The organism is Pseudoalteromonas sp. TP27, assembly GCF_056470645.1.
In genome coordinates, this window is sequence record NZ_JARDAK010000005.1 from 78,775 (window position 1) to 104,083 (window position 25,309).

Here is a 25,309-nt window from a genome sequence, read left to right on the forward strand (position 1 = left end):
ATTAGTTTAGTTGTTGCTCGTCGTTTCAGTTATATACTGAATAAAGCATGACTCGGTTACAAAAAAGTCAGTGTTTTAAGCTTTTTTTTATCAAAATGATGATGATATTTGATAATATAGCGCAACTTAAAAGCTTAAGGTTAAGCACATATGTCGGGTCCACGTTTATATACGGTAGAAGAAGCTACTCACCAAGCTTATGATATTTTTTTAGAGTTAGCGCCAAATAACTTGAGTGAAAAAGATGTTGAAGACTTTAATGAGTTTAGAGAAGACCTAGGCTTCATTGAAGAAGACGAGCCAGATGAACAGTGGCAAGACTTTGTAGCCCTTGAGATAGAGCCAGAGCATTTTATTCAGGTGTTGGTTGGTTTAGAATTCGAAAATGATGATGTTTTGTTTGCTAAGATTTTGATTAGCCTTGATAAAGATGCTCCGTTTTGTCATATCTTATGGAAAGAAACAGAGTAAATATATTTTACTTGTTTTTGTAACTGTGTATCAGAGAGAGTGCTGTGCTTAAGTATTTATTTTTAATTCTTGTGATGATTAGTAGCCCTTGTTGGGCGGTTGATCCCTTTGAGGATTTTCATGAATATGGCAAGCTCTCTGAGGAAGAAATTCATGAGTTACATCAAGGTGACATGTTCTACGGTGACACTGAATTTGGCTTTATTCTAAGCAAAGGGAATACCAATTCAACTAGCTTTAAGCTCAAAGGGAATTTATATCAAGACTTTGAAAATTGGCGGAATCAATTCAAAATAGACTCCCTTTACAAGCGTGATCATAATGATGAAACAGATGAAACAGATGTCACTGCAAACCGTATCTTCGTTTCAGCACAAGGTAACTATAAAGTAGGTGTTAAAAACTCCTCATTTTTTATTTACGGTGATTACGAAGAAGATGAATTTAGTGGACTTGATTTCAAAAGTACGGTGGCGACAGGCTATGGTGCGCGTGTATATCAAGGCTCTAAAAACAAAGTAGACATTGATATAGGACCTGGTTTGTACCGTTCAGTAGCCGATGAAGATTCGGATGTGAGCGAAGATGAAGTTAATAAAACTGGTTATTTAGTACGTGTTGCAATGCAGTGGGAACGTTTGGTTTCCAAGCGTACTCGTTTTAATCAAGATGTGAGTATAGAGCAGTCGCTTTCAGGGCTTAATTCTCGCTTAAAATCGGAAACGGCGCTTATTAGTCAAGTGATTGGTGCCGTATCGCTTAAATTTGCCTACATGTATCGTTATAATTCAAAACCCGAAGATGATAAACTCAAGTTTGACTCGGAGCTGAGTGCTACATTGGTGTACAGCTTTTAAGTATTTATTTAATTTAGAGAATATTATGTATCAGCATAAACAGTATGCGGTGTTTATCTTTTTTGTATTAGCGTGGATAGGCGGTTTTGTAGCGCTTGCATGGAACTTGTTAGGCGCTGATGGACCTTTAATGATATTTGCTGGGATTTTAGTGCTGGTGGGCTTTTTGTTCCATGGTCTAACAGTAAAAGTAGATGATAAAAAAATTAGCTGGGCGTTTGGTCCTGGCGTTGCAGGGCAAAGCATTGAGCTTGGCGAAGTAATAGAAGCTAAGGCAGTTCAAAACTCTTACAGGCACGGTATTGGTATGCGAATTACTCACGATGGTTGGGTGTATACAGTATCTGGCTTTAGTGCAATACAGCTAACGCTTAAAGATGGCACTTTATATCGAGTTGGCACAAACGATCAAAAAGGTTTACTAGCCGCTCTAAAAGAAAAGAATGTATCAATCGCGCTGCCTAGTAAGGCAAAAACTGAAACGGTTAAGCGCAACAATATGATATAAAAAAAGCGCCCTAGGCGCTTTTTTACTTGGTTTAACAGTGTATTAGTGGTCGTGACCACACCCACCTTCACCATGTATATGACCATGAGTGAGTTCTTCTTCGGTTGCATCACGTACTTCTAGTATTTCTACATCAAAGTTAAGTGTTATGCCTGCAAGTGGGTTGTTACCATCTACAATAACTTCTTCATCTTGGATATCGATGATCATTACTGATTGGTCACCATCATCTGTTGATGCACGAAATTGCATGCCGACTTCAATTTCCATACCTTCAAACATCGACTTAGGTACAGCTTGCATTAGGTTATCGTGGCGTTCGCCATAACCTTCATCAGGTTCAACTTTTACGCTAAGTGTGTCGCCTGGTTGTTTACCTTGCAAAGCATTTTCTAGGCCTGAAATTAAGTAGCCTGTGCCAATGATAAAGTGTAGTGGCTCACCACCGAACGAGTTATCAATGCTATTGCCATCATTATCCATTACCGAATAATGCATTTTTACCACTTTGTTTGCCGCAACGATCATAGTCATTCCTATTTATTCATCTTCAAGAGAGTAGGGTAGAGGCAGAATGCTTAGCTCCACCTGAGGTGTGTGTTTTGCACGAAGTACCTGAGTTACATCAGTATCGTTTGGCAACACAACGAGGCCTGTTAATTTATTTGTTTGTTCATTAAAGCTTTGTGCAATAAGTTTACCCGCACGGCGCCAATTTTCGCCTAATTGGGTTTCTAAATCGGGCTCTGAAAGTATCCCTTCGCTTTGACCTGAGACTATATACATTGCACGCTTATTTTTACCTAGGTACTTCATGCGAGCCACAGTTTCTTGACCGGTATAACACCCTTTTTTAAAGCTTATACCGTCAATAGCATGTAGGTTTACCATTTGAGGAACATACTCGCCAATTGCATCTGCACTTAACTGAGGTTCACCTGCAAGCATAGATGCTTGTTGCCAAGGAGCTTCGTTATCAAGTGTAGATACGTCATCAGGCATACTAAACTGGCTATCGACCATCAATAAAACACGGTTATCAGCTAATTTTAGTGCTTTACCGCTTTCAAAGTCACACGCGCTCGCATCACCTTCAAAGTTAATATCAAGTTGTGCGAGTACATCCGATAAATCATCACCAATGAGACCAATTAATCGCTTTGAACATGCACTAATGTCAACTTTTGCAAATACGGCATACTTTTTTAGCTCAGCTAACGATTTTTCTACTTCGTTTTCGCTGCCTGTAAGGTAGTAGCTGTCTTGATAAGAAAATAATTTAAATACGCCCCAAAGTTTACCTTTAGCGCTGCAATGGCCAGCCCACAAATAATTACTGCTGGTTAATTTATTTAGATCTTGAGTGATTTGCCCGTGTAAATAAGATAATTTATCAGCACCGCAGAGGCTAATAAGTTGATGAGATAACGGACATGCATAAACGCTCGACATAAAAACCTTCTTTGCAATATAAATGAAGTGACATAATAACGCAGTTGTTACGTATGGTACAGACAAGCGCTTATTGGTGCGGGTTTATTCTTTAATGAGAGATTAATAGCTGCTAAATAGGCTTGTGTTTGTTAAACTCGAGTCAATTAAGTATGAGGTTTAAAATGGTTGAAATTCATAGTAAAGCACGTATTCGTTGGGCTTGCCGTCGTGGCATGTTAGAGCTTGATGTTTTGTTTATGCCGTTTGTTGAAGAAGCATACGACTCTTTAAGCGCAGAGCAACAGGCTATTTTTCAGCGTTTGCTAACAGAAGAAGACCCTGACTTATTTGCATGGTTTATGGGTCATCAAGAATGTAAAGATGAGCAGTTAAACGGTATGGTTTCGCTGATCTTAGACCGAGTTCGTGTATAGGTTTACAGTTACTAATAATAACGCTGACCACAAACCTATTGTGGTCTTTTTTTGCATGCTCAGTTTAATATTATGTTTATTTTTAGATTCGCTACTAGCTATGCTTTTTTGTTTGATAATTAATATATTTGCTGGCTTTTTGGTGTGGCAAAAAGTGTTGGTAATTCATCCAAACCATGGCGTTATAATTCTAGAACCCAAGTTATTTAGGTTTGAGGGTGAAGGTTTAAAAATTCAGGGTGAAATTAGTAAAAAAAGCCGTTTTTATGGCAATAATATATGGCTACATATTAAAGGTTTTAGTAACAACCATTGGCTTATAATTTCAGCCAATGGTGTTAATGAACAAAGCTATGCGCGTCTAAAACGCGCTACTTTAAGCGCGGTTAATTGCGTTTTGGAGTCAAAATAGTCGGTGTTGGATTTTCATTTTGTTCAGGGTAATCAATAGTATAATGTAGGCCTCTGCTTTCTTTTCGCTCCATTGCACTTCTAATAATGAGTTCTGACACCTGTACTAAGTTACGAAGCTCAAGCAAGTTATTACTTACTCTAAAGTTTGCATAATAATCGTGTATTTCTTGCTGCAGCAACTCAACCCTATGCAGTGCACGTTCTAAGCGTTTAGTAGAGCGTACAATACCTACATAATCCCACATAAATAAACGTAGTTCATGCCAATTATGGGTAATAACAATTTCTTCATCAGAGTTACTAACACGACTTTCATCCCAATGAGGTAGAGCCATTGGCTCTGGTGCATGTTCAATTTTACTTAAAATATCTTTAGCTGCAGCGTGGGCAAATACAATACATTCTAATAATGAATTACTTGCCATACGGTTTGCACCATGTAGGCCTGTGTAAGCGACTTCGCCAACAGCATACAAGTTATCGAGATCTGTTTTACCGTTAAAGTCGGTCATTACGCCACCACAAGTGTAATGCGCAGCAGGTACAACTGGGATTGCTTCTTTTGTTATATCAAGCCCTACACTTAGGCATTTTGCGTAAATAGTAGGAAAGTGCTCAATAATAAAGTCTTTATCTTTGTGGCTAATATCTAAATAAACACAATTAGCACCTAAACGCTTCATTTCAAAATCGATTGCGCGCGCCACTATATCGCGTGGAGCGAGTTCTTCACGGCTGTCAAAGTCTTTCATAAAACGAGTGCCATCAGGTCGTTTTAAATAAGCTCCTTCACCGCGCATGGCTTCTGTAATTAAAAAGTTTTGTAGCTCTGGATGATAAAGGCTTGTTGGATGAAATTGATTAAATTCCATATTGGCAACTTTACAGCCTGCGCGCCATGCCATTGCAATGCCATCACCACTTGATACATCTGGATTAGAAGTATACAAATACACTTTGCTTGCGCCACCAGTGGCAAGAGCAACAAATTTAGCTGAAATGGTTTCTACCTTTTTAGCTTTTTTGTTCCACACATACATACCTTCAATGTGTGAGCCTGTTTTTCCTGCGCTTTTATCTGTAATTAAATCAATAGCATTGTATTGCTCTAAGAGCGTTATATTCTTATGAATTTTAACTTTGCTAATAAGCGTGGTTTGCACAGCTTTGCCAGTAGCATCGGCTGCATGCAAAATACGACGATGGCTGTGACCGCCTTCACGTGTTAAATGAAAACGCTCTTTTCCTTTGCTATCAAACTCCATATCAAAGGGAACACCTTGGTCGATTAACCACTGTAGGCAATCGTGAGCATTGCTGGCAGTATAATGAACAGCGTCTCTATCGCATAAACCGCCGCCCGCATCGAGTGTATCTTCAACATGAGATTCTATGCTGTCGTTTTGTTTATCAAATACAGCTGCTATACCACCTTGAGCATATAAAGTAGAACCTTCTGTAAGCGCTCCTTTACTGATCACGGTAACGTTACAATAATTAGCTAGAGATAATGCAAGTGATAAGCCTGCTGCGCCGCTACCTATAATAGCGACATCTGCAATGTGATGTTTATTTTGGTTCATGTCAGAGGTACTTTGCGGTTACAATGCTCGTATAGAGCAATATTTGTTTTTAATATCTGTAGTTGTACCATATTTGTCATACTACTACGTAGTGATTTTAAAGGCTTAGCGCCGTTATTTATCATCTATTTTATAAAAAAATAATATTAAGCAGAACTTTTTATTCATAAAGAGGTCAGAGTATTTGTGAACAATGACGACAATATGAATAACAAGCAAAAATCAGACATAGGAGTACCGGCTCGAATGAGCGAGCAGGAATTAGATTTAGTGCTAGTAAAAAGGGTCCAGCAAGGAGATAAAAACGCCTTCAACCTATTAGTAAAGAAGTATCAAAACAAAATTGCAGGTTTGATCTCACGTTATGTATCAAACCAAGGCGATATTGCTGATGTAGCACAAGAGGCTTTTATTAAAGCTTACCGTGCACTTCCAAACTTTAGAGGTGACAGCGCCTTTTACACGTGGTTATACCGTATTGCCGTTAATTGTGCTAAAAATTATTTAGTAGCCCAGGGGCGTAAGCCGCCAGCAAATGATATAGACGCTGAAGATGCCGAGTTTTATGATTGTGCAGATTCAATGCGATCTAATGCATCTCCTGAAAACCTACTTTTAAGCGAAGAAGTACGCGCTGTTATTTTTAATACGATTGATAGTTTGCCTGAAGATCTTAAAACCGCAATCACCCTTAGAGAAATCGAAGGGATGAGCTATGAAGAAATAGCAGTGGTAATGGATTGCCCGGTCGGGACTGTGCGTTCGCGTATATTTCGCGCCCGTGAAGCAATAGATAACAAATTAAACCCATTAATAGGCGAGTCTTAGTATGACAAAAGCACACCTTAACAAGTTAGATAACGAAGCGTTATCGGCATTACTTGATGGCGAGCAACATCTGACTGATGCAAAAATTGCAGAGCAAGATGTAACTACGTTTGGCCGTTATGCGTTAATTGGTGATGCGATGCGTGCTCAAAAAAATAATAACGACATACATATTGATATTAGCGATCGCGTTGCATTAGCACTAGAAAGCGAGCCTGTTTATGCTGACTTTAGTCAGTCAAAAACACAGCCCCAAGCAATCACTGAAACAGTACAAGATAATGTAGTGGCTTTTAATTGGCGCAAGCCAGTTGCCCAACTAGCAATTGCAGCCAGTGTGGCAATGTTTGCTATTGTGGGAGTTAATACGCTTCCTCAAAGTAACAACGAGCAACAAAGCGAAATTCCATTACTACAAACCACACCGCTGACAGGTATGGCATCGCCAGTAAGTTACTCATCTGAGCCTGCGCTTGAAAATGCAGAGCAAGGTTTACGTGAATTACAGCAACAACGCATTGGTGCATTAGTTCTTGAGCATCAACGCCAAGCACGAGTTGCGAATTCTTTAGAAACAGCGCAAACTAATACCAAAGCGTCTGAGGAAAAAAACTAATTAAATGAAAGTAATCACTTTTGTTCTGTCGTTGGTAGTAAGCTTTAATGCATTTGCCAACGACACAAATCCTGCCAAAGATTTATTACTAAAAATGGCTAATGCCGTTCACACCCGTAATTTTGACGCTTCGTTTGTGGTTGTCAAAGGTAAAACAATGGAGCCCTACCGATGGGTGCATGCTTTACAAGGTGACACAGAACTTGAGCATTTAAGTTTACTTAACGGTGCTGGGCTTGAAATGGTCCGTATTGACAACCAAGTTACTTATTTTGAACCTCAGTCAGAACCATACTCCCTAAAAACAGATTCAATAGCGGGTCCAATCCCTGAAGTACTTTTTAAAGATATAGATCGCTTAAGCGCGCACTATGATTTTGTACTAGGTGGGAAAGGTCGTATTGCAGGGCGTGCTGCACAACTAGTTCGCATAGAATCTAAAGACGAGTATAAATATAATTATTGGATTTGGCTGGATATGGAGTCGTCGTTGTTACTAAAAGCCGCGTACGTTAACCATGAAGGTGAGGCCTTAGAGCAGTTACAGCTTACTCACATTAGTGTGACAGAGCAGCCAGCAGGTATGTTACTTGAAGTGCTCAATCGAAACTTTCCAACGCCTTTACCAAACGATGCACTTATAAACGAAGACAGTACAGCTACTAACTGGCAAATTAGTTGGTTACCGGATGGCTTTGAATTACTAAAATCAGACAGACATAAGCTCGATTTAAATAACGAATTAACAGACTATTACTTGTTCTCTGATGGTTTTGTTGAAATTTCGGTATTTATTCAGCGTCCATTGCCGGGTAAGCGTTTAAGTGGTGCACTAACCTCTGGTGCAACGACAGTATATGTGCATAATGGCGGTAATTTTGATGTATCGGTTGTTGGTAATGTACCGAGTATGACCGCAAAAGCGATTGCTGAGTCAGTTACCCGCGCATTATAAACGATTCGTAAGGATTGTTATGATTGAACAAACCCTCACTGTTGTGGCCCTCGATGGCCACATTGCTCATTTAGAAGCACAACAAAAACAAGCTTGTGAAGGCTGCAATGGTCGTTGCGGCTCACAAGTGTTTGGTAAGCTGTTTGGCACTGCAAAAAAAACCTTCCCTTATAAATTTGAATCCTCTGTTGAAGTAGGACAAAAGGTAACCTTGTCACTTGATGATAGTCACGTCGTTAAGCATGCATTTGCGGTATACATGCTACCACTGCTTTTAAGTCTGGTTTTTGCACTGATTGCAGCGCAATTATTTATGGCTTGTGAAGGTTGGCAAATTTTAGCTGCAGCTTTAGGTGGTGTTACTGGTTTCTTTATAGCTAAAACTCGCGTGAAATCGCTAAAGCACGATATAAAAGTTATAAAAATTCACCCAATTAGTATCCCTTTAACTCAAATAGATGGTGATTGACGCCAATTAAATGTAAAATTGCCGTTTTATACCAAAGTAACTTGGAAATACAGGGAATAGTGGTTTTTTAAATTATTTTATCTAGCTGAATTATTTAAGTTAAATAAGTTTAACTTATTGTTATTCAATAAATAAAATGGTTTTAATCAATATTAAAAAGCGTGAGTAAATTTTGTAATTCACAAATTGAGCTTATGGCATCCTACAGCAAGTATTTTCAAGTCACTTAGGTATTCATATTTAGTCCATTAAAATAGAAGTATAGAATCCAGTTTATGAAGCATATCCGTAATTTTTCGATCATCGCCCATATTGACCATGGTAAATCGACCCTTTCAGATCGTTTGATCCAAGTTTGTGGCGGTTTAACCGACCGTGAAATGCAAAAACAAGTTTTGGATTCAATGGATATTGAGCGCGAACGTGGTATTACCATTAAAGCGCAAAGTGTAACGTTGAATTATAAAGCGAACGATGGCGAAACTTATCAACTTAATTTCATTGATACTCCAGGACACGTTGATTTTACGTATGAAGTATCGCGTTCTTTAGCTGCATGTGAAGGTGCACTACTCGTTGTTGATGCAGGCCAAGGCGTTGAAGCACAAACATTAGCTAACTGTTACACTGCTATTGAAATGGAATTAGAAGTAATTCCAGTACTTAACAAAATCGATTTACCGCAAGCGGATCCTTTGCGCGTTGCAGAAGAAATTGAAGAAATTATTGGTATTGATGCCCTTGATGCAGTGCAATGTAGCGCTAAAACGGGTGTAGGTATTGCCGAAGTTCTTGAAATGATTGTTAGAGATGTTCCGCCGCCAGTAGGCGATACAGATGGACCTCTACAAGCACTTATTATCGATTCTTGGTTTGACCCATACCAAGGCGTTGTATCATTAGTGCGTATTAAGCACGGTGAATTACGCACTGGCGACAAAATAAAAATAATGTCGAATGAGCATATACATACAGCCGACCAAGTGGGTGTGTTTACACCTAAGCAAACTAACACCGGTATTTTAAGAACAGGTGAAGTAGGGTTTGTTATTGCTGGCATCAAAGAGATACATGGTGCGCCAGTAGGCGATACTATAACTCATCAAAAAAATGCGGCTCCACTTCGTTTACCTGGTTTTCAAAAAATTAAGCCTCAGGTTTATGCAGGTATGTTCCCAATTGCATCAGATGAGTATGAATCATTCCGTGATGCGCTTAATAAATTAAGCTTAAACGATGCGTCGTTATTCTTTGAACCAGAGAATTCAACTGCATTAGGTTTTGGTTTCCGCTGTGGCTTTTTAGGTATGCTACACATGGAAATCATTCAAGAGCGTTTAGAGCGTGAATACGATATTGATTTAATTACAACGGCACCTACGGTAATCTATGAGATAGTTACTAAAGAAGGTACATTCCAGATTGATAACCCGTCTGATTTACCTGCAGTAAACGATATTTTAGAAATTCGTGAGCCGATTGTTGAAGCTAATATTTTGGTACCACAAGAATACTTAGGTAATGTTATTACTTTGTGTATTGAAAAACGCGGTAGCCAAACAAAAATGACCTATCACGGAAAGCAAGTAGCTGTTACGTACGAGCTACCTATGGCTGAAGTGGTAATGGACTTTTTTGATAAATTAAAATCAACAAGCCGTGGTTTTGCATCGCTTGATTATAACTTTAAACACTTTCAAACATCAGATATGGTGCGTGTTGATATTTTAATCAATAGTGAGCGTGTTGACGCACTTGCGATTATTGTTCACAGAGACGGTGCACAGTCTCGTGGTCGTCAATTAGCTGATGCATTAAAAGAGCTTATTCCTCGTCAAATGTTTGATATTGCGATTCAAGCAGCTATTGGACAACACGTTATTGCACGTACTACGGTAAAACAGTTACGTAAAAACGTAATTGCTAAGTGTTACGGTGGCGATGTGAGTCGTAAGAAAAAGCTACTTAAAAAGCAAAAAGATGGTAAAAAACGTATGAAGCAAGTAGGTAATGTTGAAGTGCCTCAAGAAGCGTTTTTAGCTATTTTAAAAGTTGGTAAATAAAAACAAAGGATTATAAATGGCTGGTTATTTTTCAGTTTTATTGGTGCTATTAACCTTAGGCTCAGGCTTAATATGGTTAATAGATCACTTAATGTATGCACCTAAAAGACAGGAGCGCTTAGCGATAGCGCAAACGTCTGCTGGAGCTCCGTTAGATGAAGAAACTGCGGCATTAATTGCACCAGAGCCAGTAATAACGGAAACCGCAAAGTCGATTTTCCCGATGATTGCAGCAATTACTATTTTTAGATCATTTATTTTTGAACCGTTTCAAATTCCATCTGGTTCAATGATGCCTACACTGTTAGTGGGTGACTTTATTTTAGTACAAAAGTATTCATATGGAATAAAAGACCCAGTTTGGCGTACTCAGTTAGTTGACGTAGGTGAGCCAGAGCGTGGTGATATTGTTGTTTTTAAATACCCTTTAGATGAAAGTGTTGACTATATTAAACGTACGATTGGTTTACCAGGCGATAAAATTGTTTATCGTGATAAACGTTTATATATTCAGCCAAACTGTAAAGAAGGCGAAACCCAACAGGGTGAGCTTTTATGTAATGAATTCAATAAAATTGATTTTAAACTAATTAATGATAACGAATTTAAACAAGGCCCAATGCCTCTAGCTCGTGTTAATGAAAATTTAACAACAGTTACGCATGATATATTAATCAACCCACAAGCGCCTGAAAGAAAAGGGCGTTACTATCAGCAACCGGGCACGCCTTCTGATGAATGGACTGTTCCTGCTGAACATTATTTTATGATGGGTGATAACCGCGACAACAGCCAAGATGGTCGCTTTTGGGGCTTTGTACCAAAAGAAAACTTGGTGGGTAAAGCTGTCTTTATATGGATGAGTTTTGAATTTGAGAATGGCCCTGATGATATTTTACCAGGATGGGTTCCAACTGGTGTTCGCTTTGAACGCCTAGGTAATATTCAGTAACGATGAAAAAAAATGTAACAGAATTATATAAAAAAATTGGCTATGAATTCGCTGATCAAGGTTTACTTGAACAAGCAATGACGCACCGCAGCCACAAAGGTCAACATAATGAGCGACTAGAATTTTTAGGCGACTCGATTTTAAGCTTTGTGATTGCCAATGCACTTTATGCCAAATTTCCTAAAGCGCGTGAAGGCGATTTAAGCCGCATGCGTTCAACACTTGTGCGTGGTCAAACACTTGCCGAGTTTGGTCTTGAATTTGGTTTAGGCGATTATTTACGCTTAGGGCCGGGCGAGCTTAAAAGTGGCGGTTTTCGTCGCGAGTCAACGCTTGCTGATGCAGTAGAAGCTATTATAGGCGCTGCATTTTTAGATTCAGGTATCGACAGTTGTGGCGATCTTATATTGGCGTGGTACCAATCACGCTTGGATGCTATTTCACCAGGGCTTAACCAGAAAGATCCTAAAACCCTGCTGCAAGAGTATTTGCAAGCCCGTAAATTATCGTTACCGGGCTACACAGTAGTTGATACTAAAGGCCAAGCACACAATCAAACATTCACGGTTGAATGTATTGTTGATGGAATGGATAGCATAATTTCTGTTGGTAGTTCGCGCCGTAAGGCCGAACAAAAAGCTGCCGAAAAAGCATTGAAGATACTTAAAAATGAACCTTGATACCTTAATACAGCCTCATGAACGTGATGTAGATACATTTTGTGGAATGGTGGCGATTGTCGGTCGACCAAACGTAGGTAAATCGACTTTGCTTAATGAGATTATTGAGCAAAAAGTGAGTATTACCTCACGTAAACCACAAACTACACGTCATCGTATTATGGGTATTCATACTGTAGATAAACACCAAGCAGTATACATAGATACACCGGGTCTACACGTTGAAGAAAAGCGTGCTATTAACCGTTTAATGAATCGAGCAGCGTCTAGTTCTATCGGCGATGTAGAGCTTATTATTTTTGTCGTTGAAGGCACTCATTGGAATGCAGATGACGATATGGTACTTAATAAAGTATCGCAAAGTGGTAAGCCTGTATTATTAGTTATTAATAAAATTGACCAAGTTAAAGACCGTGATCTTGTATTGCCTCATATGAAGTGGTTAAGTGACAAGTTTGATTTTGTTGGAATTATGCCAGTATCAGCAACGCAAGGTAAAAACGTTGATTTAATCAAAGCAGAAGTAACTAAACGCTTACCTCCTTGCGAATTTTACTTTCCTGAAGATTATGTAACTGACCGTTCGATGCGCTTTATGGCAGCTGAAGTTATCCGTGAAAAGCTAATGCGTTTTATGGGTGAAGAACTACCGTATTCTGTGACTGTTGAAATTGAGCAGTTTAAATGGCAAGACAACGGTATTTGGCACATCAATGGGTTAATTCTTGTTGAGCGCGAAACACAAAAACGCATGGTTATTGGTAATAAAGGCGAAAAGCTAAAAACCATTGGCCGTGAAGCTCGTAAAGACATAGAAGAAATGCTTGATAACAAAGTATTTTTAGAGCTTTGGGTTAAAGTTAAGTCGGGTTGGGCTGATGATGAACGTGCACTAAGAAGCTTAGGTTACAGTGAAGACTAAACCAAGCAGTAGCTTAGTGAATGGATAGCGACTTCTACACCGCGTATTTATTACATAGGCGTCCGTATAGTGACTCCCAGGTAATGTTAGATATGCTTGTAGAAGGCGTTGGTCAGTTAAGAATGCTGGCCCGAATTAGTGGTCGCCAGGCCACTAAACATAAAGCACAACTTCAGCCGTTCCAGGCACTCCTTGTTAATTACAGTGGCAAGTACGATTTAAAATATATCAATAAGTTTGAACTGCATGGTAACCCGCACTTTTTAAAAGGTGATGAGCTTTATTGTGGTTTTTATTTGAACGAACTGACTAACCGCATCGTTCCTGTTAATGAGCCAATTGAACAAGTATTTGAGCTATATAAATCCCACCTAGGAAACCTAAACAGCGGAGCCAATTTACAAGAAGTGCTTCGCTCGTACGAATTTCAATTATTGGAATTACTCGGTTATGGCGTGGATTTTAGTTTTGATGCCAGTGGTGAACCAATAGATGAAAAGCAGACGTATAGTTATTTCCCCGAACTTGGTTTTTTAGTACAAGAAGATACGCGTTCTGGATTTAGTGGCAAACAACTCAACGCCATAGCAAATCATGACTTTAGCCAAAGTGATGTGCTATATATGGCAAAGCAATTAAGTCGCTATTTATTAAAACCCTTATTAGGTAGTAAACCATTAAAAAGCCGTGAGCTATTTATGGCCTCTCAATAAACGTAATTTTACAGGTAAGAAAATGAAAGATATTCTTTTGGGTGTAAACGTAGATCATATTGCAACACTTCGTCAAGCGCGTGGAACAAGTTACCCAGATCCAGCCCATGCAGCCAGTGTAGCAGAGCATGCAGGCGCAGACGGTATTACGATTCACTTACGTGAAGACAGACGCCATATTCAAGATCGCGACGTTTATGTGATGGCTAAAACTATCCAAACTCGCATGAATCTTGAAACCGCTGTTACCGATGAAATGATACAGATAGCGCTTGAAGTAAAACCCGAGTACGTGTGTTTAGTACCTGAAAAGCGCGAAGAGTTAACCACCGAGGGCGGCTTAGATGTAGCGGGTAATATAGATAAAATTAAAGCCGCAACAAAAACGCTTACCGACGTGGGTATTAAAGTATCGCTATTTATTGATGCAGATAAAGCACAATTAGATGCAGCTAAAGAATGTGGTGCTCCTTATGTAGAAATACACACAGGCGCATATGCTGATGCAACAAATGATACTGATTTACACAAAGAGTTAGAGCATATTCGTGAAGGTGTTAAATACGCAGCAAGCTTAGGTTTGATTGTTAACGCTGGCCATGGTCTTCATTACCATAACGTTAAACCCATTGCCGCAATGCCTGAGATTTATGAGTTAAATATTGGCCACGCTATTATTGCTCGTGCAGCGATAGATGGACTCGATAAAGCCGTACGCGATATGAAACGATTAATGATTGAAGCAAGAATGTAATACGAATCTACATAAGTATTTAAAAAGCTTAATAAAAAAACGCGGTAAATGCCGCGTTTTTTTGTATCTAAAATTCAAAGCTTATCTTTGTAGCTCAGTTACGCTTGCATCAGCAAGTAAGTTTTCAAGCTCGTCCTGTAACTCAAATAATTCAGGTTCAATATTCTCTAACAAGCATTTATTTTTAAGTGATGTTTCAATTGTTTCTGCGAGTGATTTAAGTTTAGGTACACCAGTGTAGCAACATGCGCCATGAAACTTGTGGACAATACTTAAGACTTGCTGACAATCATTGCTCTCTATCGCTTTTGCAAGCAATGTAAGAGTTTCAGGGACGCTTAGAAGTAGCATATTAAGCATCTCTAGCGCTAACTCGCTCTTTCCGCCAGCACGCTGCAGGGCTTGCGCCCAATCAATTCGACTACTTTGAAATGGTGCAGGACTTTGTGGTGTATCTGTTTTAGCTTTATCGCGATTAACCGGGTTCTGTGGACTATGATCGCTAATAATTTGTTTAAGCATATCTTCATCAATAGGCTTAGTTAAATAGCCTTTAAAGCCATCTTTTAGTAGTTGCTCTTTTTCGCTTTGAAGGGCGTGTGCCGTTACAGCTATAATTGGTGTATCTTCATTAAGTGATGATTCTTGTATAAGCTTGCATGCGGTTATACCGTCCATAATTGGCATCTGAATATCCATAAAAATTATGTCGTATTTATGACTTTTACTTAAGCTGTATGCTTGTGAACCATTATGTGCCGTTTCTATTACTTCAATCTGTTCACTTAATAAAGTATGGAGAAGCTTTAAGTTGGCATCGTTATCATCAACAACCAATACTTTTAACGGTAGCAAAGCTTGATCGTTTTGTTCAATATTATGAGTAGGGTGGTCAAGCCTATAAGGTGCGGCAAGTACTTCACATAATTTACGGTGATTAAGTGGTTTACTTAAACACGCATCAGCACCGCTGCCTATAAAGGCTTCTCGCATATTGTGCGATACAGTATTTAGCATTAAATATAAGTAATCAGTAGATTCACGCACGGCTTTTACATAGCTTTTTAGTTGCTGCATATCATCAACTGATGCCATATGGCCAATTAAGCAAACATCATATTTATGTTCAGTATTTTTTATAGCGTCTAAAAAGCTAGTCTCGTTAAAACATGCCGTCACGCTTGATTCCCACTGAGTCAATAACGAAAGTACAGCGTGATGTGTATGCTCGTGTGGCTCTAAATATAAAATACGTTTACCAATGAGCGATTTCGTAGGTAAGTCGTTAGTAAATACATGATTGGGCAAACTAAACACACTATTGAATGTAAAACAGGTACCGTTACCTGGTGCAGAGTTTAATGTTATGCGGCCATTCATCGCTTCAACAATATGCTTGGTAATAATGAGGCCAAGACCTGTACCACCAAACTTACGTGTAATGCTTGAGTCTGCTTGCCCAAATGGAGTAAATAAAGAGTCTTGCTTATCCATAGGTATACCCACGCCAGTATCTGTTACTGACACAAGTAAAGAAGTACGTTCGTCATCGAGTAACCGATGGCTTATGTCGACCTTAATTGAGCCTTTTTCAGTAAATTTAATCGCATTACTTAATAGGTTTATCAGCACTTGTTTAAAGCGAGTGGGATCGCCCGTTAAGTCATCTGGTACTTGTTGGTTAATGTAAATGGATAGCTCTAATTGCTTATCGTGTGCGCTAGGAGCGAGTAGCGTCATCACTTCATTTACAGCATCACGAAGTTGAAACTGAATCGACTCAAGTTCCATTGCACCCGCTTCTAGTTTGGAGAAATCTAGAATGTCGCTAATAATAGTCATTAAACTATTTGCTGATAGCATAATAGTGTCGAGATAATCTTTTTGATGCTTGTTTAGTGGTGTTTTATAAAGCTGGCGTGTAAATCCAATAACACCATTTAACGGAGTACGAAGTTCGTGACTCATTTTAGCTAAAAAGTCTGATTTTACGCGGTTAGCATCTTGAGCTTCTTTTTTTGCAAATGAGAGCTCTATATTTGAAGTTTCGTATTGCTCTAGTGTTTCGCGGTAGTCGCTAGTTGCTTGGTCAATATTTTTTTGCATTTCATCTTTTTGCATCACCATAGTGTGAGCAATGGTATTTAAGCCTTCTCGCAATAGCTCAAATTCACCTATCATGTTGTCGTTAAGGCCAGTACTTCTTTTACCTTCGACTAACTTGTCGGTTGCAAGTACTAACTTATTAAGCGGCGTCATAAACATGCGGCTTAACCTTAAAGCTAAAATTGCTGCAAACACCAATGATAAAATAATTACAATACCGCTAATTAATAAAGCACGTTGCTGCCCTATAACCGCTTGGTCTTTGTTTAGCTGAATAATAACGGTGCCCAGAGATGACTGAAAAGCCGATGGATCCCATTTAGAGTCGTGACTTGTATGGTTAATAATGGGGGTGAAGAATGTAACAAGCTCATCTGACTTTTGCACATGGGTCGTTTTTAAATTTATGAGCGTTTTTTGATTAATTAACTTTTCAAATGAGCGGTGATAATTACTCGTCATTAATAGCGCGTTATTTTTATCAAAAATTGCAATCGACTTAATTGTAGGGGAGTGTTTGTTATGTGTGTAGCTTATAAGGCGATTCAATAGCTGTTTGTTTTTTTCGAGCATGGGTTGCTCAAGCGCAATAGCAAGGGGCTCAGAAATAGTAGTACCTTGCTGATATAAAATTTCATCAAGCTCAATGTAACGATTTATTGTAAAATAGCCACCAAGTAGTAATCCTATGATCACCGTTGGGATCAGGGTCAGTGTTAAAACAGAATCGCGTAAGCCTAATTTGGTCATAATGGGAGCGTTTTATCGTTATTAGTATGATTTGAGTATATACGGTTCAACACGCATTCTAAAGCATCTAAATATAGGTGCTTCATAAATAAACTGAAGGTAATGCCTAATGGCGCAAATTTTTAAAGCGAAAAAAAAACCGCTTAAGCAACAAATATTAGAATTAAATATAGCGGGAATGGATCATCAAGGGCGTGGCATTGCGAAGCATAATAATAAAGTATGTTTTGTAAGCGGTGCATTACCAAATGAAACAGTTAAAGCAATGCTCGTCGAAGATAAAGCTAAACACAGCAGTGCAAAAGTAATTAAAGTTATTAAAGCGAGTGAATCAAGAGTAGACGCTTTTTGTGAGCACTATAATCAGTGTGGTGGCTGCCAATTACAGCATTTAGAAGTAAGCCAACAAGTTGTAGAAAAACAAACTGCAGTTACTCAGTTATTTAGTAAGTTTGCTAAATTAAACAGCTTAAACTGGCAAGCTCCATTATTAAGTAAGTCTGTGCATTACAGGCGCAGCGCCCGAATAGCCGTTATGTTTGATAAAGCGGCTAAAAAAATGCGTGTGGGTTATAGAGCAAGTGGTTCAAAAAATATTGTGAGTATTAATAAATGTGCAGTACTTGATGAAGTATTTTCGGATGTTTTTACACTTTTTGATGGTTTAATTAATCAACACAAAGCGCTGCACAGTATAAGCCATTTACAGTTATGCCAAAGTGATGAGAAAAACTTTGTTGTTATTCGTCACACTAAAGCAATTAACGATGATACAAAGGCTTTGGTTGAGCACATAACAAAAAGCCAACAGTTTGAAGTTGTATGGCAAAGCGAGAGCGATGTAATTGAGCATTCACACTTAGCCATGCCGTTTTATTATCTTAAAGAGTTTGATCTAAAATTTGAATTTGGTTTAGGTAATTTTATTCAGGTAAATGCGCAAGTTAACGAAGCTATGTTAAAGCAAGCCGCAAATTGGCTTGATTTAAAAGGTGATGAAAATTTATTGGATTTATTTTGTGGCATTGGTAATTTCTCATTAGTGCTGGCAAAACAAGCAAAATCTGTAATTGGCGTAGAAGGTGTAACTTCAGCGGTTGCAATGGCTGCTCAAAATGCGCAAACTAACTCTATTACCAATGCGCAGTTTCATTGCTTTGATTTAACGCAAAGCATACAGAGCGCCCCATGGTTTAGTAAAAACTTAGATGTACTTGTACTCGATCCATCTAGGACTGGTGCAATGGCTGTATTAGAGCAATTACCTTTAAAGCAGTTTAAAACTATTTTATATGTCTCTTGTGACCCTGTTACTTTAGCCCGTGACAGCGCAATTATTTCACAAGCTGGCTTTGATCTTAATAAAATTGGGCTAATGAATATGTTCCCTCATACAGGGCATATTGAAACTATGGCGTTATTTCAACGGAGGTAGAACGCATTATGGTAGCTACACGACAATCACATCAGCAAGATGAGACAACAGATTTTAGCACTCGGCTTTCATTTCTTGCCTTGTCTGAAGAAAAAACAGAGCTACTTACTAAAGCGCAAGCGCTCTGCGTAAAATGTGATAATGAAAGCAGGCAAACTACTGCAATCGAAATGGTTGAAATTTTAGCTGAGCTAAATCTCGACCCCGAATCGTTAGCTACTGCGTATTTAACCCCGTATTTTTTAAACGATTTAATATCACTTGAAACCATAGAAGAGCAGCTTGGTAGTAACATAGCCATGCTGTTAACTGGGGTTGCACAAATGGCCACTATTAGTACTTTATCTCATCAAGGTAAAGGTACTATGCAAGTTGATAATATTCGAAAAATGTTATTAACCATGGTCGAAGACGTGCGCGCCGTGGTCATTAAGCTTGCCGAGCAGGTATGTCATCTACGTAATGTAAAAAATGCGGATGAAGAAGACCGCGTTATTGCCGCTAAAGAAACTGCTGATATTTTTGCACCACTGGCAAACAGATTAGGAATAGGGCAATTAAAATGGGAACTGGAAGATTTATCGTTTAGATATTTGCACCCAGGTACCTATAAAAGCATAGCCAAACAACTTGACGACAAACGCCTTACGCGCGAAGCCTATATGGAAGATATGGTTGAACAAGTAAAAACCCGTTTAAGTGAAGCGGGCATTGAAGCCCAAGTTTATGGCCGCCCTAAGCACATTTACAGCATTTATAAAAAAATGCAGCAAAAAAACTACGAGTTTGATCAGCTTTTTGATATTCGTGCAATGCGTATCGTCGTTGAACGCCTGCAAGATTGTTATGGCGCGCTGGGCATTGTGCACACCAATTGGCGTCATCTTAATAAAGAGTTTGACGACTATGTAGCAACCCCAAAACAAAATGGCTATCAGTCAATTCATACCGTGGTATTTGGGCCTGAAGGTAAAACAGTAGAAATACAAATTCGTACTAGCGACATGCATCAAGATGCTGAGTTGGGTGTGGCTGCACACTGGATGTACAAAGAAGGTGCATTACCAGGGCGCGGCTCGGGTTATGAGCAAAAAATTAGCTGGCTACGTAAGTTACTCCAATGGCAAGAAGAAGTAGTTGATGGTGGCGATTTAGCAGAAGAGCTTAAAAACCAAGTAGTAGAAGACCGCGTATACATATTTACCCCAAGCGGCGATATTATTGATTTACCCCTTGGCGCTACACCGCTTGATTTTGCTTACTACATTCACTCAAATGTGGGGCATCGTTGTATTGGTGCAAAAATATTTGGCAAAATAGTGCCGTTTACGCATCAACTTACAACGGGGGATCAGGTAGAAATACTAACCCAAAAACAACCAAATCCAAGTCGTGATTGGTTAAACCCGTCATTAGGGTATATCAAGTCATCGCGCGCTAGAGCCAAAATTCATCACTGGTTTAAACAGCTAGACCGCGACAAAAACTTAAGTGCGGGGAAAGAAATTCTCGACAGCGAACTACAAAAGCTCAATTTAACATACAAAGATTTAGAGCCAGCAATCAAGCGTTTTAATTTTAAAGAGCTTGATGACTTAATGGTTGCAATTGGTGCGGGCGATGTACGCCTCAATCAAATGCTTAACTTTGTAAGTGATCGGACAGAAGATGAGCCAGTTATTCGTATTAAAGCACCTAGCAAAGTAACCGGTGATAAAAACGGCATAGTGGTTGATGGCGTTGGTAGCTTAATGAGCCATGTCGCCAAATGCTGTCGCCCTGTACCTGGCGATGAAATAATAGGTTATATAACGCAAGGTCGAGGAATAGGTGTTCATAAGGAAGACTGTGATTCGTTTAATAACTTAAAAAATCAGCATCCAGAGCGTGTTATTTCGGTAAGTTGGTCTGAAGATATTAACGGCTCGTACGCACTAAGTATTAAAATAGAAGCAACCGATCGTTCAGGGCTAATACGCGATATAAGCTCAGTACTTGCTAACGAAAAAGTAAATGTTTTAAACATGAACGTAAATACGGTTGAAGATAATCAGTTAGCTATATTTACGATGCAAATAGAAGTACATGACTTATCGGGTACTAACCGTGTTCTTTCTAAGTTACACCAAATTGAAGGTGTACACGATGCCAAGCGTGGTCATTAATCATGAATGATAATGCAGCGCTTACACAACTTCTTAGCATAATGAAAACACTGCGAGATCCCAAGGGCGGTTGCCCGTGGGATCTCAAACAAGATTTTAAATCTATTGTGCCGCATACACTAGAAGAAGCATACGAAGTTGCCGAATGTATTGAGTCAGGCAACTTAGATGAGCTTAAAGGTGAATTGGGTGATTTGTTATTTCAAATTATTTTTTATGCGCAGCTTGCACAAGAGCAAAATCTATTTGATTTTAATGATGTAGTAGAGCAATTAAACCATAAGCTTACCCGTCGTCATCCGCATGTATTTGGCGATAAAAAAGAGCTAACAGATAAGCAGCTATCGCAGCAATGGCAAACAATCAAAGCACAAGAACGCAGTGCTAGAGCGCAAACAGAATCACCTTCTTTTTGGCAAGATATTCCTGCCAATATGCCAAGCTTAAGTAAAGCCAAAAAAATTCAACAACGGGTTGCCGCACTTGGTTTTGATTGGCCAACGTATCATGGTGCACTTGATAAAGTGAGCGAAGAAGTGCTTGAAGTAAAAGAAGCGATTGAGCAAGACCCGTTATCTGATCATACAGCGGAAGAGCTCGGCGACTTACTTTTTGCCACTGTTAATGTTGTACGCCATGTTAAACGAGACCCCGAGCAACTGCTTCGTAGCGCTAATGATAAGTTTTCAGCGCGTTTTGAGAAGGTGCACGCTTATTTGCACGCGCAAGGCAAAAGCTTAGATACAGCCACCTTTGAAGAAATGGACAGCGCATGGGATGCGATTAAAAAAGTAAAATAGGCTTAATGTTAAATAGTGCACATTTTTTGTGCGCGTATTAGCTAATTTTAGCTGGATTGATAAGCAGTGTTTTGGTACAATTTCGCCCCGTCTTGATGATATACCCTTAGGTTCTTCTTTGGGTGTTATATTCCTTTTAATTCCTGATATTCTAGGGTTCGCATGAGTACAAAATTTATCTTCGTTACTGGCGGAGTTGTTTCTTCGTTGGGTAAAGGTATTGCCGCAGCTTCACTGGCCGCTATTTTAGAAGCCCGTGGTTTAAATGTTACCATTTTAAAGCTGGATCCTTACATCAACGTTGACCCAGGCACAATGAGCCCAATTCAACACGGTGAAGTTTACGTTACAGAAGACGGCGCAGAAACTGACCTTGATTTAGGTCACTACGAGCGTTTTATTCGTACCAAAATGACTAGTCGTAATAACTTCACACAAGGCCGTGTATATGAAGACGTATTACGTCGTGAGCGCCGTGGTGAATACCTAGGCGCTACTATTCAGGTTATTCCACATATCACTAACGATATTAAGCAACGTGTATACGACGGTGCTGAAGGTTATGATATTGCTATTGTAGAAATTGGCGGCACTGTAGGTGATATAGAATCACAACCGTTTATTGAAGCAATTCGTCAGATGGGAACTGAAATTGGCCGCGAACGCGCGCTATTTATTCACTTAACGTTAGTGCCATTTTTAGGCCCTGCAGGTGAAGTTAAAACAAAACCAACTCAGCACTCTGTTAAAGAGTTACGCTCAGTAGGTATTCAGCCAGATATTCTTATTTGTCGTTCAGACCGTAAACTACCTAATAATGAGCGTGCAAAAATCTCATTATTCACAAACGTAGAAGAAAAAGCGGTTATTTCACTACCAGATGTAGACAGCATTTATAAAATTCCTGCGTTATTAAAAACGCAAGAATTAGATAACTTCGTATGTCGTCGTTTTCACTTAGATCCACCTGAAGCTGATTTAGCTGAGTGGGAACAGGTGCTTTACCAAGAGTCTAACCCAACGGGTGAAGTGACAATTGGTATGGTTGGTAAATACACTGAATTACCAGATGCGTACAAATCGGTTAACGAAGCATTAAAGCATGCGGGCCTTAAAAACCGTTTAACAATTAATATTCAATACGTAGATTCACAAGATTTAGAAAACAAAGGTGTTGAATTACTTTCACACTTAGATGCTATTTTAGTACCAGGTGGATTTGGCGGACGTGGTGTTGAGGGTAAAATCTTAGCGGCTAAATACGCACGTGAAAATAAAGTACCATACCTAGGTATTTGTTTAGGTATGCAAGTAGCATTAATTGAATATGCACGTAATGTTGCAGGTTTAACGGATGCAAACTCTACAGAGTTTAATGCAAATTCAGAAGCACCAGTAGTTGGCTTAATTACTGAATGGCTAGATGCTGAAGGTAATGTTGAAACACGTAGCGAAAAATCTGATTTAGGTGGCACTATGCGTTTAGGCGCACAAAAATGTCATTTAACGCCAGGTTCTAAAGTACGCGAAGTATATGGCAGCGACGAAATTGTTGAACGTCATCGTCATCGCTACGAAGTAAATAATAACTTTGTAGAAATACTTGAAAAAGCAGGCTTAAGCTTTACTGGTTTATCAGAAGATAAAAAACTGGTAGAAATTATCGAAAATAAAGATCACCCATGGTTTATTGCCGCGCAGTTCCACCCGGAATTCACGTCAACTCCTCGTGATGGTCATCCGTTGTTTGAAGGGTTTGTAGCAGCCGCGCATATCCACCAAAAAGCGAATTCGTAATTTTAAAAGCCGTGCATATTGCACGGCTTTTTTGTTTTAAGGGCTGACTAAGCTATATAAAACGTAGTAAAGTTAGCTGAACTCACCATTTTGGGAATATAGAGGAATCAAGATGTCAGAAATCGTAAAAGTAATCGGTCGCGAAATTATGGACTCGCGTGGTAACCCAACTGTTGAAGCAGACGTACATTTAGCAGATGGCTCTTGGGGTCGTGCAGCAGCACCTTCAGGCGCATCTACCGGTACTCGTGAAGCATTAGAGTTACGCGACGGTGATAAATCACGTTACTTAGGTAAAGGTGTATTAAAAGCAGTTGGTTATATCAATAACGAAATTGCTGATGCTTTAAAAGGCCAAAGTGCATTAGATCAAAGCGCTGTAGATAAAGTGATGCTAGATTTAGACGGTACCGAAAATAAAGAAAAATTAGGTGCAAACGCAATCTTAGCTGTATCACTAGCAACTGCGAAAGCAGCTGCACAGTCTAAAAAAGTTGAGCTTTATGAACATATCGCTGACTTAAACGGCACGCCAGGTGTTTACTCTATGCCACTTCCAATGATGAACATCATCAATGGTGGTGAACATGCAGATAACTCTGTAGATATTCAAGAATTCATGATCCAACCTGTTGGCGCTAAAAACTTCCGCGAAGGCCTACGTATGGGTGCTGAAGTATTCCATAGCCTTGCTAAAGTACTTAAAGCTGATGGTCATTCAACCGCGGTTGGCGATGAAGGTGGTTTTGCACCAAACCTTGCATCTAACGAAGCGGCTCTTGCTGCAATTAAAGTAGCTGTTGCAAACGCAGGTTACGAGCTAGGTAAAGATATTACTTTAGCGATGGATTGTGCTGCATCTGAGTTTTACGATAAAGAAGCAAACATCTACGATCTTAAAGGTGAAGGTAAAAAATTCACTTCTGAAGAATTTAACTTCTTCTTACAAGATCTTACTAATCAGTACCCAATCGTTTCTATCGAAGATGGTCTTGATGAGTCAGATTGGGATGGCTTTGCACACCAAACTAAACTAATGGGTGATAAAATCCAATTAGTAGGTGATGACTTATTCGTAACTAACACTAAGATTTTAAAACGTGGTATCGACAACGGTATTGCTAACTCAATCTTAATTAAGTTTAACCAAATCGGTTCTTTAACTGAAACTTTAGCTGCAATCAAAATGGCTAAAGATGCTGGTTTTACTGTTGTTATTTCTCACCGTTCTGGTGAAACTGAAGATTCAACAATTGCTGATTTAGCAGTGGGTACGGCCGCAGGTCAAATCAAAACAGGTTCATTGAGCCGTTCTGACCGTGTTGCAAAGTACAACCAATTGCTACGTATTGAAGAGCAATTAGGTGATAAAGCACCGTACAACGGTCTTAAAGAAGTTAAAGGTCAGTAATTCTATTTAATATAGAATCTAACTTTTAATTTAGATGATAAAATCCTCGCCTATGCGGGGATTTTTTATGCCTGATACTTTTTCCAAAGAGATGAAAATAAGTTTTAGGCTTTAAGCTTGTTGATGTACGCAGCACTAAAGAGTGGAACACAAAAGTATAACGCTTTATTCATACTTTAACTTCTTACGTAC

General features: G+C 39.1%; 24 protein-coding genes. 20 read left to right on the forward strand and 4 right to left on the reverse strand.

Annotation, left to right across the window (positions count from 1 at the left end):
• Positions 1-150 precede the first annotated feature (150 nt).
• The 3 genes from PX700_RS08070 to PX700_RS08080 are packed head-to-tail and all read left to right on the forward strand — an operon-like array spanning position 151 to position 1,836.
• Entirely contained in the window at positions 151-471 is a 321-nt protein-coding gene (locus tag PX700_RS08070) for an HI1450 family dsDNA-mimic protein (protein ID WP_166377277.1), read from the forward strand.
• A gap of 44 nt (positions 472-515) precedes the next feature.
• Complete coding sequence (locus PX700_RS08075; RefSeq protein WP_166377275.1) at positions 516-1,328, forward strand: DUF481 domain-containing protein; 813 nt, start codon at positions 516-518, stop codon at positions 1,326-1,328.
• A gap of 25 nt (positions 1,329-1,353) precedes the next feature.
• The gene (locus tag PX700_RS08080) at positions 1,354-1,836 is read left to right on the forward strand and encodes a hypothetical protein (protein ID WP_479520447.1); all 483 of its coding nucleotides are present in this window, start codon (positions 1,354-1,356) and stop codon (positions 1,834-1,836) included.
• 42 nt (positions 1,837-1,878) lie between these two features.
• Here the strand turns inward: PX700_RS08080 and PX700_RS08085 are convergent, their stop codons facing one another.
• On the reverse strand, positions 1,879-2,364 hold the full coding sequence (locus PX700_RS08085) for an FKBP-type peptidyl-prolyl cis-trans isomerase (protein WP_479520448.1): 486 nt from the start codon (positions 2,362-2,364) through the stop codon (positions 1,879-1,881).
• A 12-nt stretch (positions 2,365-2,376) separates the two neighbouring features.
• Positions 2,377-3,288, reverse strand: coding sequence for a CAF17-like 4Fe-4S cluster assembly/insertion protein YgfZ (gene ygfZ, locus PX700_RS08090; RefSeq protein WP_010553210.1), 912 nt, complete (start codon positions 3,286-3,288; stop codon positions 2,377-2,379).
• Between the two features lie 164 nt (positions 3,289-3,452).
• Between ygfZ and PX700_RS08095 the strand changes: the two genes are divergently transcribed.
• Together PX700_RS08095 and PX700_RS08100 are read left to right on the forward strand one after the other, a co-directional pair.
• Positions 3,453-3,704 (forward strand): FAD assembly factor SdhE, encoded by a 252-nt coding sequence (locus PX700_RS08095; RefSeq protein ID WP_007581709.1) that lies wholly within the window; start codon positions 3,453-3,455, stop codon positions 3,702-3,704.
• Between the two features lie 55 nt (positions 3,705-3,759).
• Positions 3,760-4,116, forward strand: a complete 357-nt coding sequence (locus PX700_RS08100) for a hypothetical protein (RefSeq protein ID WP_479520449.1) — start codon at positions 3,760-3,762, stop codon at positions 4,114-4,116.
• Here the strand turns inward: PX700_RS08100 and nadB are convergent.
• A complete protein-coding gene (gene nadB, locus PX700_RS08105; protein WP_479520450.1) occupies positions 4,091-5,701 on the reverse strand; it encodes an L-aspartate oxidase in 1,611 nt (536 codons plus the stop codon). The genes PX700_RS08100 and nadB overlap by 26 nt on opposite strands.
• A gap of 246 nt (positions 5,702-5,947) precedes the next feature.
• Between nadB and rpoE the strand changes: the two genes are divergently transcribed.
• From rpoE to pdxJ, 10 genes are all read left to right on the forward strand, one after another.
• Complete coding sequence (gene rpoE / locus PX700_RS08110) at positions 5,948-6,529, forward strand: RNA polymerase sigma factor RpoE (RefSeq protein ID WP_002958721.1); 582 nt, start codon at positions 5,948-5,950, stop codon at positions 6,527-6,529.
• A 1-nt stretch (position 6,530) separates the two neighbouring features.
• The gene (locus tag PX700_RS08115; protein WP_479520451.1) at positions 6,531-7,145 is read left to right on the forward strand and encodes a sigma-E factor negative regulatory protein; all 615 of its coding nucleotides are present in this window, start codon (positions 6,531-6,533) and stop codon (positions 7,143-7,145) included.
• Positions 7,146-7,149: 4 nt separating this feature from the next.
• Positions 7,150-8,100 carry a MucB/RseB C-terminal domain-containing protein gene (locus tag PX700_RS08120; protein WP_007581719.1) on the forward strand — a complete coding sequence of 317 codons (951 nt, stop codon included), beginning with the start codon at positions 7,150-7,152 and terminating at the stop codon, positions 8,098-8,100.
• Positions 8,101-8,119: 19 nt separating this feature from the next.
• On the forward strand, positions 8,120-8,569 hold the full coding sequence (locus PX700_RS08125) for a SoxR reducing system RseC family protein (protein WP_024589999.1): 450 nt from the start codon (positions 8,120-8,122) through the stop codon (positions 8,567-8,569).
• A 275-nt stretch (positions 8,570-8,844) separates the two neighbouring features.
• On the forward strand, positions 8,845-10,632 hold the full coding sequence (gene lepA / locus PX700_RS08130) for a translation elongation factor 4 (protein ID WP_007581724.1): 1,788 nt from the start codon (positions 8,845-8,847) through the stop codon (positions 10,630-10,632).
• Between the two features lie 16 nt (positions 10,633-10,648).
• Positions 10,649-11,584 carry a signal peptidase I gene (gene lepB, locus PX700_RS08135; protein ID WP_166377267.1) on the forward strand — a complete coding sequence of 312 codons (936 nt, stop codon included), beginning with the start codon at positions 10,649-10,651 and terminating at the stop codon, positions 11,582-11,584.
• Between the two features lie 2 nt (positions 11,585-11,586).
• Positions 11,587-12,264 carry a ribonuclease III gene (gene rnc / locus PX700_RS08140; RefSeq protein ID WP_024598752.1) on the forward strand — a complete coding sequence of 226 codons (678 nt, stop codon included), beginning with the start codon at positions 11,587-11,589 and terminating at the stop codon, positions 12,262-12,264.
• Positions 12,254-13,186 (forward strand): GTPase Era, encoded by a 933-nt coding sequence (gene era, locus PX700_RS08145; protein ID WP_007581730.1) that lies wholly within the window; start codon positions 12,254-12,256, stop codon positions 13,184-13,186. Before rnc ends, era begins: the two co-directional genes overlap by 11 nt.
• A 20-nt stretch (positions 13,187-13,206) precedes the next feature.
• Entirely contained in the window at positions 13,207-13,899 is a 693-nt protein-coding gene (gene recO, locus PX700_RS08150; RefSeq protein WP_007581733.1) for a DNA repair protein RecO, read from the forward strand.
• A gap of 22 nt (positions 13,900-13,921) precedes the next feature.
• Positions 13,922-14,653, forward strand: a complete 732-nt coding sequence (gene pdxJ / locus PX700_RS08155) for a pyridoxine 5'-phosphate synthase (protein ID WP_010553212.1) — start codon at positions 13,922-13,924, stop codon at positions 14,651-14,653.
• A gap of 81 nt (positions 14,654-14,734) precedes the next feature.
• Here the strand turns inward: pdxJ and barA are convergent, their stop codons facing one another.
• Entirely contained in the window at positions 14,735-17,509 is a 2,775-nt protein-coding gene (gene barA, locus PX700_RS08160) for a two-component sensor histidine kinase BarA (protein WP_166377265.1), read from the reverse strand.
• 109 nt (positions 17,510-17,618) lie between these two features.
• Between barA and rlmD the strand changes: the two genes are divergently transcribed.
• The 5 genes from rlmD (at position 17,619) to eno (ending at position 25,117) form a co-directional block, all read left to right on the forward strand.
• The gene (gene rlmD, locus PX700_RS08165) at positions 17,619-18,944 is read left to right on the forward strand and encodes a 23S rRNA (uracil(1939)-C(5))-methyltransferase RlmD (protein WP_479520452.1); all 1,326 of its coding nucleotides are present in this window, start codon (positions 17,619-17,621) and stop codon (positions 18,942-18,944) included.
• A gap of 8 nt (positions 18,945-18,952) precedes the next feature.
• On the forward strand, positions 18,953-21,109 hold the full coding sequence (gene relA / locus PX700_RS08170) for a GTP diphosphokinase (protein ID WP_166377262.1): 2,157 nt from the start codon (positions 18,953-18,955) through the stop codon (positions 21,107-21,109).
• Between the two features lie 2 nt (positions 21,110-21,111).
• Positions 21,112-21,909 (forward strand): nucleoside triphosphate pyrophosphohydrolase, encoded by a 798-nt coding sequence (gene mazG / locus PX700_RS08175; protein ID WP_479520453.1) that lies wholly within the window; start codon positions 21,112-21,114, stop codon positions 21,907-21,909.
• Positions 21,910-22,071: 162 nt separating this feature from the next.
• Positions 22,072-23,706 (forward strand): CTP synthase, encoded by a 1,635-nt coding sequence (locus tag PX700_RS08180; RefSeq protein ID WP_010553216.1) that lies wholly within the window; start codon positions 22,072-22,074, stop codon positions 23,704-23,706.
• 112 nt (positions 23,707-23,818) lie between these two features.
• Positions 23,819-25,117, forward strand: coding sequence for a phosphopyruvate hydratase (gene eno, locus PX700_RS08185; RefSeq protein WP_024589994.1), 1,299 nt, complete (start codon positions 23,819-23,821; stop codon positions 25,115-25,117).
• Positions 25,118-25,309: the final 192 nt, after the last annotated feature.

Excerpts from the sequence above, each read along its gene's own strand:
- PX700_RS08070 (WP_166377277.1), top strand. The coding sequence starts at position 151 with ATGTCGGGTCCACGTTTATATACGGTAGAAGAAGCTACTCACCAAGCT.
- PX700_RS08080 (WP_479520447.1), top strand. The coding sequence starts at position 1,354 with ATGTATCAGCATAAACAGTATGCGGTGTTTATCTTTTTTGTATTAGCG.
- PX700_RS08085 (WP_479520448.1), bottom strand. The coding sequence starts at position 2,364 with ATGATCGTTGCGGCAAACAAAGTGGTAAAAATGCATTATTCGGTAATG.
- ygfZ (WP_010553210.1), bottom strand. The coding sequence starts at position 3,288 with ATGTCGAGCGTTTATGCATGTCCGTTATCTCATCAACTTATTAGCCTC.
- PX700_RS08095 (WP_007581709.1), top strand. The coding sequence starts at position 3,453 with ATGGTTGAAATTCATAGTAAAGCACGTATTCGTTGGGCTTGCCGTCGT.
- PX700_RS08100 (WP_479520449.1), top strand. The coding sequence starts at position 3,760 with ATGCTCAGTTTAATATTATGTTTATTTTTAGATTCGCTACTAGCTATG.
- nadB (WP_479520450.1), bottom strand. The coding sequence starts at position 5,701 with ATGAACCAAAATAAACATCACATTGCAGATGTCGCTATTATAGGTAGC.
- rpoE (WP_002958721.1), top strand. The coding sequence starts at position 5,948 with ATGAGCGAGCAGGAATTAGATTTAGTGCTAGTAAAAAGGGTCCAGCAA.
- PX700_RS08115 (WP_479520451.1), top strand. The coding sequence starts at position 6,531 with ATGACAAAAGCACACCTTAACAAGTTAGATAACGAAGCGTTATCGGCA.
- PX700_RS08120 (WP_007581719.1), top strand. The coding sequence starts at position 7,150 with ATGAAAGTAATCACTTTTGTTCTGTCGTTGGTAGTAAGCTTTAATGCA.
- PX700_RS08125 (WP_024589999.1), top strand. The coding sequence starts at position 8,120 with ATGATTGAACAAACCCTCACTGTTGTGGCCCTCGATGGCCACATTGCT.
- lepA (WP_007581724.1), top strand. The coding sequence starts at position 8,845 with ATGAAGCATATCCGTAATTTTTCGATCATCGCCCATATTGACCATGGT.
- lepB (WP_166377267.1), top strand. The coding sequence starts at position 10,649 with ATGGCTGGTTATTTTTCAGTTTTATTGGTGCTATTAACCTTAGGCTCA.
- rnc (WP_024598752.1), top strand. The coding sequence starts at position 11,587 with ATGAAAAAAAATGTAACAGAATTATATAAAAAAATTGGCTATGAATTC.
- era (WP_007581730.1), top strand. The coding sequence starts at position 12,254 with ATGAACCTTGATACCTTAATACAGCCTCATGAACGTGATGTAGATACA.
- recO (WP_007581733.1), top strand. The coding sequence starts at position 13,207 with ATGGATAGCGACTTCTACACCGCGTATTTATTACATAGGCGTCCGTAT.
- pdxJ (WP_010553212.1), top strand. The coding sequence starts at position 13,922 with ATGAAAGATATTCTTTTGGGTGTAAACGTAGATCATATTGCAACACTT.
- barA (WP_166377265.1), bottom strand. The coding sequence starts at position 17,509 with ATGACCAAATTAGGCTTACGCGATTCTGTTTTAACACTGACCCTGATC.
- rlmD (WP_479520452.1), top strand. The coding sequence starts at position 17,619 with ATGGCGCAAATTTTTAAAGCGAAAAAAAAACCGCTTAAGCAACAAATA.
- relA (WP_166377262.1), top strand. The coding sequence starts at position 18,953 with ATGGTAGCTACACGACAATCACATCAGCAAGATGAGACAACAGATTTT.
- mazG (WP_479520453.1), top strand. The coding sequence starts at position 21,112 with ATGAATGATAATGCAGCGCTTACACAACTTCTTAGCATAATGAAAACA.
- PX700_RS08180 (WP_010553216.1), top strand. The coding sequence starts at position 22,072 with ATGAGTACAAAATTTATCTTCGTTACTGGCGGAGTTGTTTCTTCGTTG.
- eno (WP_024589994.1), top strand. The coding sequence starts at position 23,819 with ATGTCAGAAATCGTAAAAGTAATCGGTCGCGAAATTATGGACTCGCGT.